This window comes from Priestia sp. VA7, from assembly GCF_055710015.1.
The window spans coordinates 603886-616295 of sequence record NZ_JBVQPN010000003.1; the positions used below are offsets into that span (position 1 = coordinate 603886).

The 12410-nt window shown below is 40.1% G+C and carries 12 protein-coding genes; 9 read left to right on the forward strand and 3 right to left on the reverse strand.

Going from position 1 to position 12410, the window contains the following annotated elements; translation table 11 throughout:
• The first annotated feature begins 202 nt into the window (after positions 1-202).
• The 7 genes from AC0C45_RS15890 to AC0C45_RS15920 all read left to right on the forward strand — a co-directional run bounded on the left by AC0C45_RS15890 (position 203) and on the right by AC0C45_RS15920 (position 9781).
• Positions 203-1528 carry an FAD-binding oxidoreductase gene (locus AC0C45_RS15890; RefSeq protein ID WP_237892464.1) on the forward strand — a complete coding sequence of 442 codons (1326 nt, stop codon included), beginning with the start codon at positions 203-205 and terminating at the stop codon, positions 1526-1528.
• Positions 1529-2890, forward strand: a complete 1362-nt coding sequence (locus AC0C45_RS15895) for a (Fe-S)-binding protein (RefSeq protein ID WP_047932389.1) — start codon at positions 1529-1531, stop codon at positions 2888-2890.
• Positions 2874-4325 (forward strand): FAD-linked oxidase C-terminal domain-containing protein, encoded by a 1452-nt coding sequence (locus AC0C45_RS15900; RefSeq protein ID WP_237892463.1) that lies wholly within the window; start codon positions 2874-2876, stop codon positions 4323-4325. Before AC0C45_RS15895 ends, AC0C45_RS15900 begins: the two co-directional genes overlap by 17 nt.
• A 172-nt stretch (positions 4326-4497) precedes the next feature.
• Positions 4498-6675, forward strand: a complete 2178-nt coding sequence (locus tag AC0C45_RS15905; RefSeq protein ID WP_257062204.1) for a malate synthase G — start codon at positions 4498-4500, stop codon at positions 6673-6675.
• 107 nt (positions 6676-6782) lie between these two features.
• Positions 6783-7559: a fumarylacetoacetate hydrolase family protein gene (locus tag AC0C45_RS15910; protein WP_034651021.1), complete on the forward strand. Its 777-nt coding sequence runs from the start codon at positions 6783-6785 to the stop codon at positions 7557-7559.
• Positions 7560-7610: 51 nt separating this feature from the next.
• Positions 7611-8405, forward strand: a complete 795-nt coding sequence (locus tag AC0C45_RS15915) for an IclR family transcriptional regulator (RefSeq protein ID WP_016764601.1) — start codon at positions 7611-7613, stop codon at positions 8403-8405.
• Positions 8406-8548: 143 nt separating this feature from the next.
• On the forward strand, positions 8549-9781 hold the full coding sequence (locus AC0C45_RS15920; protein WP_257062207.1) for an aminopeptidase: 1233 nt from the start codon (positions 8549-8551) through the stop codon (positions 9779-9781).
• 142 nt (positions 9782-9923) lie between these two features.
• On the opposite strand, the gene AC0C45_RS15925 is transcribed toward AC0C45_RS15920, so the two are convergent.
• Positions 9924-10304: a DUF4183 domain-containing protein gene (locus AC0C45_RS15925; protein WP_074894725.1), complete on the reverse strand. Its 381-nt coding sequence runs from the start codon at positions 10302-10304 to the stop codon at positions 9924-9926.
• A 140-nt stretch (positions 10305-10444) separates the two neighbouring features.
• Between AC0C45_RS15925 and AC0C45_RS15930 the strand changes: the two genes are divergently transcribed.
• A complete protein-coding gene (locus tag AC0C45_RS15930) occupies positions 10445-10807 on the forward strand; it encodes a DUF4183 domain-containing protein (RefSeq protein WP_234943437.1) in 363 nt (120 codons plus the stop codon).
• Positions 10808-10864: 57 nt separating this feature from the next.
• Here AC0C45_RS15930 and AC0C45_RS15935 read toward each other — a convergent pair whose 3' ends face one another.
• Together AC0C45_RS15935 and AC0C45_RS15940 are read right to left on the reverse strand one after the other, a co-directional pair.
• Entirely contained in the window at positions 10865-10999 is a 135-nt protein-coding gene (locus tag AC0C45_RS15935; protein ID WP_013083673.1) for a hypothetical protein, read from the reverse strand.
• An 80-nt stretch (positions 11000-11079) separates the two neighbouring features.
• Positions 11080-11571: a hypothetical protein gene (locus tag AC0C45_RS15940; RefSeq protein WP_016764597.1), complete on the reverse strand. Its 492-nt coding sequence runs from the start codon at positions 11569-11571 to the stop codon at positions 11080-11082.
• A 407-nt stretch (positions 11572-11978) separates the two neighbouring features.
• Between AC0C45_RS15940 and AC0C45_RS15945 the strand changes: the two genes are divergently transcribed.
• A complete protein-coding gene (locus AC0C45_RS15945; RefSeq protein ID WP_013057548.1) occupies positions 11979-12398 on the forward strand; it encodes a hypothetical protein in 420 nt (139 codons plus the stop codon).
• Positions 12399-12410: the final 12 nt, after the last annotated feature.

The window sequence follows — 12410 nt, forward strand, 5'->3', positions numbered from 1 at the left end:
TTATTGATATGAAGAAAATATTGGTTGAAAATCCCAAGAATAGGTGATTTAATGATTGTAAGCGCTTGAAATATATCTTTTCATCTATTCTACTAATTATCCTTCTTATTAATCTACTACTTTTAGTCGTATTATATGGAGCACTTCTTTCTGTTACTAGTGAAACGTTGTTTGCTATTACAAAACGAGAGGAGTCAATTTATTGAGTACGTTAGAGCTTCCAGGTCATTTAAAATCCATTTTATTTAATTCTTCCACACTTGAAGAACAGCATATGAATCCCTTCCTTGGAAATAACGGATCCCTTCACGTTAAGCCAACTACAGAGCAAGAAATAGCAGCCGTTTTAAAGTATGCAACGGAACACGGAAAAAAAGTCATCATTGAAGGGAACGGTACAAAAAAAGGGTTTGGCGGGCTTATGGAGACAGCTGACCTTTTACTTTCACTGACTGAATACAGCGGAATTGTTGAACATACAGTAGGAGATATGACGGTTACTGTAAAAGCTGGTACACCGTTTGGAGAGCTCCAAACGTATTTAAAAACCTATAATCAGCAAGTTTCACTTGACCCAGCTCTAGGAGAATACGCTACAATCGGCGGAGTTGTTGCAGCAAATGAAAGTGGTCCAAAGCGCTTGTCTTATGGATCAGCTCGAGATGCAGTAATCGGTATGAGAGTCGTATATTCAGATGGAACCATTGTTCGTTCAGGGGGAAAAGTCGTCAAGAACGTGGCTGGCTATGATATGAATAAGCTGTTTATTGGTTCAATGGGAACGCTCGGCGTTATATCCGAAATAACGTTAAAGCTGCGTCCGCTGCCCAAGTATCAAAGCATTGTCTTTATTTCTTTTTCAACAGGCAATATCGAAGAAATTCATGCGTTTGTTAGCAAAGTCTTAGATTCCATGATAGAGCCCGTTGCTTTGGAATTATTAAATCCTTCTCTAGCTGAAGATGTAATAGGGCAGCATCTGTTTACACTTGTAATCAGCTTTGAAGATGTGGAAAGTTCCGTTCATTATCAAGAGAATTACATCAAAAGTATTCAGCCGCCTGATACGATTTTAAAAGTGCTGCATGAAAAAGAAGCCGAAGTATTTTGGGGATTTTTTAGTAACATTAGTCCAAATGGTGCATGCTGTTCTTCCGAAGAGGAAACGGAAGCCGCACTAAAAATTGGCGTACCAAATATGAATGTACTCGATGTAATAAACAAAAGTACTGCATTAAAAACGTCCTGTCCAATGCTGATAAAAGCACATGGAGGAGTTGGACATGGTCTTTGTTCGGTCTACATAAAAGGCTCAGAAGATGCCATTCTTTCCGTTATTACTTCATTTACTGAAACTGCTAAAACGTACGGAGGATATGTGATCGTTAACCATTTGCCTTTTATACTCCGCCAAAAAGTAAATGTATGGGGAGAAGAACCTTCTCATTTTCCGTTACTAGCAGGAATTAAAGCAAAGATGGACGCTAAAAACGTGCTTAACTATAAACGATTTATAGGAGGAATCTAAGTGAATTCAGCGAAAGCGGATATCAAAGATGCTCCATGTCAAAGCGTTAGCAATTATTTGTGGAAAGACGCGCCAGACGAAAAAAAATGGGCGGATTGTGTACACTGCGGAATGTGCTTGGAGTCTTGTCCTACTTATGAAATAACAGGGCAAGAACAGCATTCACCAAGAGGACGCGTGCACCTTATCAAATCGGTAGCAGAAGGAAAAATAAGCGTGAATGAGCAGTTTACAGACCCTGTGTTTGCCTGTTTGGATTGCCGGGCCTGTACAACTGCTTGCCCTGCAAATGTAGACGTTGGCGGACTCATTGAAGAAGCTCGCGGCCAAATTCGTCAGGCAATGCCTTTGACGGGATGGAAAGGCATGATCAGCAAGTTTTTTCTAAAAGAACTTTTTCCTCACTCTCATCGCTTAGAAGCTGCAGGAAGCTTATTGAAGCTGTATCAAAAAAGCGGAATGCAAAAAATGATGCGCACAACAGGCATGTTAAATATGATGCCGACACATCTAGCGGAAATGGAACATGTAATGCCTAAAATTACCCGTTCTGTTCGAAAAAAATATAAAAAGAAACGCGTTCTAAAAGCAAAAGCCGAAAGAAAAGCAGAAGTTGCTTTTTTAACCGGCTGCATCATGGACGTCATGTTCAGTGAGATTAATGAAGCGACTCTTAATGTATTACGAAGAAATGGAAACGACGTCGTTATTCCTCCATCTCAAACGTGCTGTGGTGCTTTGCATGTTCATGCAGGAGACCGAGACATGGGAAGACAGCTTGCAAAAAAAAATATAGAGGCGTTTCAGCATGCGGACACTGTTATTGTAAACGCTGCAGGATGCGGCTGCATGTTGAAAGAGTATCCTGAACTATTTAGAGAAGAAGAGCAAGAGTGGCTTGAAAAAGCCGAAGTCTTTGCTGAAAAAGTCCAGGATATTTCAAAATACCTTCACGATACGGGATATCGAGCCCCGCAGACAAAGCTGCATAAGCGTATTACGTATCACGACGCTTGCCATTTAGCTCATGGTCAAGGAGTTAGAGAAGAACCAAGAGATATTTTGCTTTCTATTCCGGGAGTGGAAATGGTTCATATGGCTAATGCGGACCGATGCTGTGGAAGTGCAGGAATTTATAATTTAACAAATCCTGATATGGCGGGAGCTGTGCTTCAAAGTAAAATGGAACATGTGCCTCATGACGTAGAAATGATTTCAATGGGAAACCCGGGATGCATGCTGCAGATGGCAGTAGGAGTGAAAAAATATGGACGAAGTCAGCAAATTGTTCACACGGTACAGCTTTTGGAGTGGGCCTATCAAAAAGAAGAGGAGGAAGCACATCGTGTTGAAGAAAAATAGAATAAAAGATCTTCACGTAAAAAATCTTTCTCAACTAGTAGATGCTCATTCTATTTTGCATCATAAAGAAGATTTGCTTGCGTACGACTGCGATGGATTTACCATTCATAGACATTTGCCTAAAGCGGTGTTATTTCCTCAAAATACGAAAGAAGTTTCTAGCATTGTTAAATACTGCAATGAACATGATTTGCCTTTTCTCGCAAGAGGAGCAGGGACAGGACTGAGCGGGGGAGCGATTCCTCTTAATAACGAAGTGGTTATTAGTTTAGTGAAAATGAAGCGCCTTCTTAGCGTCGACTATGAAAACAGGCGTGCCGTTGTAGAGCCGGGATTTATTAATCTTAAATTAACCAATTCAATCTCTGAAAAAGGATATTATTATGCACCTGATCCTTCGAGTCAATATTGCTGCACCATTGGTGGAAATGTAGCGGAAAACGCAGGAGGGGCACACTGTCTTAAATATGGAGTAACTACCAACCATATTTTAGGGCTAGAGGTCGTGCTTCCAAATGGAGATGTGATTGAGCTTGGCAAGCAAGGTATTCCAGATGAACCGGGATATGATTTATTAGGGCTTTTAACAGGATCAGAAGGGACGTTAGGAATCGTTACAAAAATTACGGTACGCATTTTGAAAAACCCCGAAGCAAAACAAACGGTTCTTGCCTATTTCGACCGCGTAGAAGACGGCAGCCAAGCGGTATCGGACATTATATCAGCCGGCATTGTGCCTGCTGCGCTTGAAATGATGGATAAAACCGCCATTGAAGGAGTGGAAGCTGCTGCGTTTCCAGTCGGACACCCTAGAGATATTGAAGCTCTTTTATTAATTGAAGTAGACGGCATTTCAGCCGGTATCGAAGAGCAAATCCTTCGTATTTTAGACGTATGTAAAAAACAAAACGTACGGGAAGTGAAAGTAGCTGAAAGTGAAGAAGAGCGCGCGAGGTGGTGGGCAAATCGTAAAACAGGATTTGGAGCGATGGGAGCTATATCCCCTGACTATCTCGTACAAGACGGCGTTATTCCAAGAAGTAAACTGCCTCAAGTGCTGAAGCGAATTAACAAAATTAGCGAAGAATCTGGCCTTCGCATTGCCAATATTTTTCACGCCGGAGACGGGAACTTGCATCCGCTTGTATTATTTGATGCTAGAAAGCCCGGGGAAACAGAAAAAGCACTCGACGCCGGAAGCGCATGTTTGCAAGTATGTGCAGAAGCAGGAGGAACGATTACCGGCGAACACGGCGTGGGCATTGAAAAAAAAGAAGAAATGCGATTTGTTTTCAATGAAGAGGAAATTCAAGCACAAACGAATATACGAGAAGTATTTAATCCTAAAAATCTATTAAATGCAGGAAAGCTGTTTCCAAGTCCGAGCCGCTGCGCTGAAGTCAAAAAAGAAATGAAAAAAATAGAATATTTTTAGAAAATTCTTGAAAATATATTCGCTCGATGATATGATTTTTTTAACAAAAATAAAACGCTGTTTCGTAATAAGAAACAGAACCGCATATGTTCGTCTTAACCATTTTTGGCAAAAAGAAATGAAAGCGCGTCCAAATTTAAAAATGTAAAAGAGTAAGAGGAGGAAACAGACGGTGACAAACTATAAACAAGTTGGAAATCTGAAAGTAGCTCCAGTTCTCTATCAATTTATCAATGAGGAAGCTCTTCCGGGCAGCGGCCTAAGTACAGAAAATTTTTGGTCTGATTTTGAAGCGTTAGTAACCAAGTTAACACCCGTAAATAAACGTTTGTTAGAAAAGCGTGATCAGCTGCAAGCTCAAATTAATGCGTGGCATCAAGAAAACCCTGACGGTGACTTTAGCGAATACAAATCGTTTTTAACGAGAATTGGCTATTTAGAAGACAAGACAGAGGATTTTCTTATTGGTACAGAAGGAGTAGACAGCGAAATTGCCTATCAGGCAGGACCGCAGCTTGTTGTACCAGTAAATAACGCCCGGTACGCTATTAACGCTGCTAATGCACGTTGGGGAAGTCTCTATGATGCTCTTTACGGCACTGATGCAATCAGTGAAGAAAATGGAGCTTCGCGCACGAGTTCTTATAATCCAATTCGAGGAGAAAAAGTTATTGCGTTTGCGAAGAATTTTCTTAATGAAGTTGTTCCGCTCGTTCAGTCTTCTCATGCGGAAGTGGTTCAGTACAGCCTTGAAAATGGAAAGCTTGTCGCTCAATTAAACGATGGCAGTTTAACCGAATTACAGGAAGAAGAGAAATTTGTAGGGTATCAAGGGGAAGAAGAAAGCCCTGATGCTCTTTTATTCAAAAACAACGGCCTACATTTTGAAGTTCAAATTGACCGTACGGATTCGATTGGTAAAACAGACGATGCGGGTGTAAAAGATATTTTAATGGAAGCAGCTCTTACGACGATTATGGACTGTGAAGATTCAGTAGCGGCAGTAGACGCAGAAGATAAAGTAGATGTTTACCGCAACTGGCTGGGATTAATGAAAGGTGATTTGACGTCTACTTTTAAAAAAGGAAGTCAAAACATGACAAGGCGTTTAAATCCAGACCGTACCTATATTTCTCCGGACAAGAAAAAGATTTCACTGTCTGGCCGTTCGCTTATGTTTGTTCGAAACGTTGGGCATTTAATGACAAACAGCGCTGTTTTAGATCGAAATGGCAACGAAATCTATGAAGGTATTTTAGACAGCGTGATTACTAGTTTAATTGCCAAACACACCTTGCTTAAAAACGGTACGTATCAAAATTCTAAAAAGAGCTCTATCTATATCGTTAAACCGAAAATGCACGGCTCCAAAGAAGTAGCTTTTGCCAATACGCTATTTAATTCAATTGAAGATATGCTAGGGCTTGAGCGTCATACAATTAAAATTGGCGTAATGGACGAAGAGCGCCGCACGACGCTTAATTTAAAAGCGTGTATCAAAGAAGTAAAAGAACGAGTGGCTTTTATTAATACTGGATTCTTGGATCGAACGGGTGACGAAATTCATACCTCAATGGAAGCGGGCGCTGTTATTCGTAAAAATGATATGAAAACGTCTAAATGGCTTCAAGGCTACGAGCAGTCTAATGTAAATGTAGGATTAGCAAGCGGATTCCAAGGGCGCGCTCAAATCGGAAAAGGAATGTGGGCAATGCCTGATATGATGGCGGAAATGCTTAAACAAAAAGTGGGACATTTAAAAGCAGGAGCGAATACGGCATGGGTGCCTTCACCAACCGCAGCAACGCTTCATGCTCTTCACTATCATCAAATTGATGTAAGAGATGTTCAAAACGAATTGCTTACTCAGTCTACTGATTTACAAGATGACATTTTGCAAATTCCTGTGGCAGAAAAACCAAATTGGAGCAAAGATGAAATTCAGCAGGAGCTCGACAACAACGCTCAAGGAATACTTGGTTATGTAGTAAGGTGGGTCGACCAAGGAGTAGGGTGCTCAAAAGTACCGGATATTAATAATGTAGGGCTAATGGAAGACCGGGCAACGCTTCGTATTTCTAGTCAGCACGTGGCTAACTGGCTTCATCATGGAATTTGTACAAAGGAACAAGTAACGGAGACGCTCAAGCGAATGGCAAAAGTAGTGGATCAACAAAATGAAAATGATCCTCTGTATCAGCCAATGGCACCGAACTACAGCGCATCCATTGCTTTTCAAGCAGCCTGCGATTTAGTATTTCAAGGCTATGATCAGCCAAACGGCTATACGGAGCCCATCTTACACCGCAGCCGTATAGAAGCAAAGGCAAAAGCAGCTATAAAACAGTAAAACAAACGGCCTGTCAGCATAGGGATGGCAGGCTGTACTTACACCTTCAGAATCTGACTATCTACTATTCTTATTAAAATTAAGCAAATGGGAAAAGGAGCTATGTTATGAAATTTGTAAGGTTCGCTGTACAAGATAGCCGTCATACAGGTGTACTAAAAGAGAATACGATCAGCGTCATTAAAGGAAATATATTTGAGAAATGGGACTATACAGGGCAGACTTTTTCACCGAGTGAAGTAAGGCTTTTGGCTCCTTTAGAGCCGAATCAAATTATTGGAATAGGCGCAAATTATGCGGCTGCAAAGTCGGAGCTGCCAAGAGAAATGCCTTCTATTCCTGTCTTCTTTTTTAAGCCCACATCCTCTGTGATCGGTCCAAACGATGCCATTGTCATTCCAACCGCGATTAAGCACGTCAAGTTTGAATCCGAGCTTGCGGTTGTTATTGGAAAAGAAGCGAAGAACATCGCAAAAGAAGACGTGCTGGACTATATATTTGGGTATACAATTGGAAACGATGTAACGGCTCCGGATTATTTTCATGAAGACGGGCACTGGACCATTGGAAAATCCTTTGATTCATTTACCCCTCTTGGCCCCGTAATCGAAACGGAGCTTGATTTTAAATCCATTCATGTAAAAGCGTTTTTAAATGGCGTTGAAAAACAAAATAGCTCGACAGATTTAATGATTATTTCCGTTGAGCAAATGATCGCTTACCTTTCTACTGTTATGACCCTTAAGCCGGGAGATGTGGTTTTAACAGGAAGTCCGGTCGGCGCGGAGCTGGTAAGCGCAAACGATATCATTGAATGCACCATCCGAGAAATTGGAACCCTCCAAAATCCGTTTGCTGCAGAGAAAGAACGTGTAAACGTATAAGAGTGATAAAAAATGCCCGGCAGTAACACGACACATAAAGGAGAGAAAAAAATGGAGAGAGAAAATATGGTGAAGTCTGTAAGCCGGGCGTTGGATATCGTCACAATTGTCAGTATGGAAAGAGAAGGGGTAGGCGTCACAGAAATTGCAAAGCAAATGGACATCAACAAAAGCTCCGTATACCGTATTCTAACTACTCTTGCTCAGTACGGCTATATTGAACAAGATCAAGAAACCGGGCGGTACAAGCTTGGGTATAAGTTTTTAGAAGTAAGTTCAAAGCTTTTAGATTCTATTGATTTACGAACGGAAGCAAAGCCGTTTTTGCAAGAACTTGAAAGTGAAACAAATGAAGTTATTCATCTTGTTGTCTACGATCAAGGTGAAGTAGTGTATATTGAAAAATTAGAAGGCAATCAGACGCTGCGCATGCATTCAAAAGTGGGGAAAAGAGCCCCTATGCACTGCACGTCTGTCGGTAAAGCTATCCTAGCTTTTTTACCGCTTAACACGGTAACAAGCATTCTTGAAAGAAAAGGCTTACCCGCTCATACCGATCACACCATTACAGATGAAGAAAGCTTTCTTCGAGAACTTTCAGAAGTAAAACAAAAAGGATATGCGCTGGATTTAGAAGAAAATGAATATGGAATTACCTGCATCGCAGCGCCTATTTTTGATCACCTTGGTCAAGTCGTTGCCGCAGTCAGCATTTCCGGTGCTACCATGCGTATGACAAATGAGCGATTAACGTATTTTCAAGAACGCATGGTTGATATAGGCAAGAACATTTCGGAGCGGCTCGGCTACAAAACTGAATCTGTGAAAGACAAAAGTTTGTTCTGATTCTTAGAGAACAAACTTTTGCTATATAATAATCTGTAAAATAACGTAATTATATTATGTAAACTATAGGCTAGGATTTTTAATTGATGTTTTATTCATGATACAATAAAGTCGTTAGAATATATACGTAAAGGAGATAAATTATGGAACAGTTTGAGCGCAATATTGAAAAGTATGCCGAGCTAGCTGTAAAAGTCGGTGTAAACATTCAAAAAGGGCAAATATTAAACATTAATGCCGATATTTCTTCCGCTGATTTTGTTCGTGAAATTGCGAAAAAAGCATACGAAACCGGAGCAAAGTCTGTTGATGTAGACTGGCATGACGATCATTTAGTTCGTTTGAAATATGAAAAAGCGGATGAATCTGTATTTAGTGAATTTCCTGCTTGGAAAGCTCAAGCAAGAGAAGAGCTTGTGAAAAACGGAGGCGCTGTTTTATCTGTGATTTCAAGCGGCCCTGACTTACTAAAAGGAGTAGATGGCAAACGTATTGCTGCTTTCCAAAAAGTAAGCGGAAAAGCAATGAAAAAATTCCGTGAAGCGATCCAATCCGATAAAATCAGCTGGTCCATTGTAGCTGTTCCTTCAAAAGACTGGGCAGCAAAAGTATTTCCTGACGTTCCAGAAGAACAGCAGCAAGAAAAACTGTGGGAAGCTATTTTTAAATCTGTGCGCGTAGACCAAGAAGATCCAGTGGCTGCATGGGAAGAGCATAATGCTTCATTACATACAAAAGTAGACATTTTAAATGAAAAGAGATTTGCTAAGCTTCACTATAAAGCGCCAGGAACAGATTTAACAATTGAGCTTCCTGACAAACATATTTGGGTTGGCGCAGGCAGTATTAATGAAGACGGCAACTCGTTTATGGCCAATATGCCAACAGAAGAAGTATTCACACTTCCAAAAAAAGACGGCGTAAACGGGCAAGTAACAAGCACAAAACCGCTTAGCTACGCAGGAAACTTAATTGAAAACTTCACGTTAACATTTGAAAATGGAAAAATTGTTGATGTAAAAGCAGAAGAAGGTGAAGAAACGTTAAAGCACCTAATTGAAACAGATGAAGGTGCTAAATACTTAGGAGAAGTAGCCTTAGTACCGCATCAATCGCCAATTTCTCAGTCAAACATTATCTTCTACAACACGCTGTTTGACGAAAATGCATCCAACCATTTAGCGATCGGCAGCTCGTACTCTTTCTGTCTAGAAGGCGGAAAAACGATGTCTAAAGAAGAGCTGTCACAAAACGGAGCAAATGACAGCATCACCCACGTTGACTTCATGATTGGCTCAGCTGAAATGGACATCGACGGCATTAAAGCTGACGGCACAAGCGAGCCTGTGTTTAGAAAAGGGAACTGGGCGTTTTGAATTAAATAAACAACAATAATAAAAGCTTCTGCGCTACATCCGCAGAAGCTTTTGTTATGACCACTAAATTTCTTTAAAACTGAGACTTTATATATCTTACACGCGCGATTTCGCTTTAAAATAAAACGATAGCAAGTTATTTTTAAGTTTGTACATCAGTATCAGAATCAGGAGCAAAGTTAACAACTTCTAAAACTATAGGAGAACCTGTTAAAACGCTGGATCCTGCAGGAACCGTAATAGCTAAAGAACCGACACCCGTAGCTCCTGGCGTATATGTGGAAAGGCCAGCCATTTGTAAAACGCCGTTGATATACACATTGTAATAGCTGTTATCCGTAGCTAAAGCAGGGAGTGCAGTAGCCGCGCCACCTGTGTCACCAAAAAAGTCAGCCGCATCGATTGTTAGAGTAGCTGCACCCGTAGTTGTAGCAGTGGCTGCATAGAAAAAGCGTGAGACGGTTGGGCTGGCTGTTACAGTGGTAGTAGCGGCTATAGCGAGTTTCATAATTTGAAGAGGAATAAATGTGTTACCTCCTTTCATGTTCTATCCTTCAATATATGCATTTGTTCCTTCTGAGGAATAGGTTTAATGGCATAAATTTAATTCTTAAAGACTATAACTAAACTAAGTACATCTACATCTGTGAAGGAGAGTCTTTCTTGAAAAAAAAATCTTACGGCTGCGATCAGTATGCATCCTCTTGTTCAACACCTTTTATTAAGCTTCCCGTGTTGCCTCAGCAGGAATTCAGGTATATATTTCCGAAAAAAGTTCGCATCTTTGAATACTATACGGTAGCCGGAGGCAGCAAGCGCATCTTTACAGATCAAGATGCATTAAAAGAATACGGCACTCAGCATATATTGGATCCTGAGAGCTACTCGTACAGTAATCTATTCATAAACGGTGTGTTACAGCCTTCCTCCAATTACAGCGTCCAAAAAGGACTTCTTATCATTAACACAGAGGATATTCCTTTAGAAAAATCACCCGTGATTTTACAAATGATTAAAGTAATCTAACTTTCAACCACAAAATGCGAAGTACACATGCCTGCACATAAAAAAACAAGGTGAACGTTAGTCAGTTCCACCTTGCTGTGATTCTTCTTTTTTAACCGGAGCGTCACGCTTGAACATGTGATAGTAGGTAAACCCTAAGCATAGAGCGCCGGCGATTGAACAAAAATATTGCAAAAAACGGACGAAATCCATTGGAATGACCTCCCATTTTCAGTTTCGCTTCTAGTATGTACAGGGAAGTGAAATAATATGTGAAAAAGGGAGGTTTTCTCTTATAGTTCGTATGGTTCTTGAAGAGTAAGGTAAGGCTGCAGATCTTCAAGACCCAGACGCTTATTTAATTGTCTTTTCATTAAATCGTACTGGTAGATGAGGTGAAATTGATTTTTTTTCGGTGTTTCACAGCTAATGTATGTTTCTTGCCCGTTCTTGTCTGTGAAATGAATGGTTAATTCACCGAAATAGCGTTGAACAGGAGCTCCGTGAAGGCCTTTTTCATTTTTGACAACTTTTGAAAATTCTGCTCGTTGAATACGGTTAAATGGAATAATAGCTACTTGATTGATAACAAGACGCTGATCGTACATGTCAATTTTAGATATGGAAATTTGATTAATTCCTTCTGCAAATTTAACATGCCCGTTTACAGAAACAAGCGGTTTGCGATCCTCAGGATCAACAGCGCCTTGAGGCCGCTTAATGACGTAGAAGCTAGCTACGCCAAGTGCTACGATACCAACCACAACAATAAGTGCAAACATCATTTTGCATTCCACCTCCTGAGTATAGATGTGTAATCTGAATTTAACAGCAAGCTGTTTCAGTTGCCATATTGCCTCAACAATGAGGGTAGAGAAAAGCAGTTCGGCAGTTCATTATAAGTATATACATACGTTCGACAATATGGTGTGATATTCCTTCTTATTATGACTTTTTTACGACAAAATGGTCAAAACTCTTTTCGAAAATGAAGTGAATCAGTTACAATTTAAGGATAAGGTACCAAATTTCTTTTTTATCTCAAAAAAGTGCAGAAAAGCGTAAAAAATTCTAGGTACTTTCTCATATTTTTACTATTTTTATAGAATTTATTCCAATTTCTAATCCTTTATCGTGTATAATCTCTTGTGTGCAGCATGATATACATAAAGGTGTAAGGAGGCACAGTTCATTGTCTTTATCAGCAAAAAAGATATTATTATTAGTTTTAGTAGTTATATGTTTAGTGTTAGTTGTGATGCAATTCATAAATCGATCAGCAGAGCCGACTTCCGAACAGGCCCAAGAAACACTGAGTAAGCTCCCTGAACAAGAAACCGTTAAAGAAAAAGCAAAGGGCGACGAGGAAGCGCACAAATATCGAGTGTATTATATTACTATTGAAAAAATCGAAAATGGTACATACAGCGGAACAACAAAAGAAGGAACGGGCATTAAATTTTCCGATAAAAATTTAAATGAACCGATTCCAAGCAATTTGAAAAAAGGGGATATCGTTAAAGCATACTTTGATCTTGAATATAGCACCAAAGGTCTAGTCAAAGTAGAAAAGGTAGACGAGATGCCCGATGATGACGAGAGCTCAAGTTAATTGAGCTCTTTT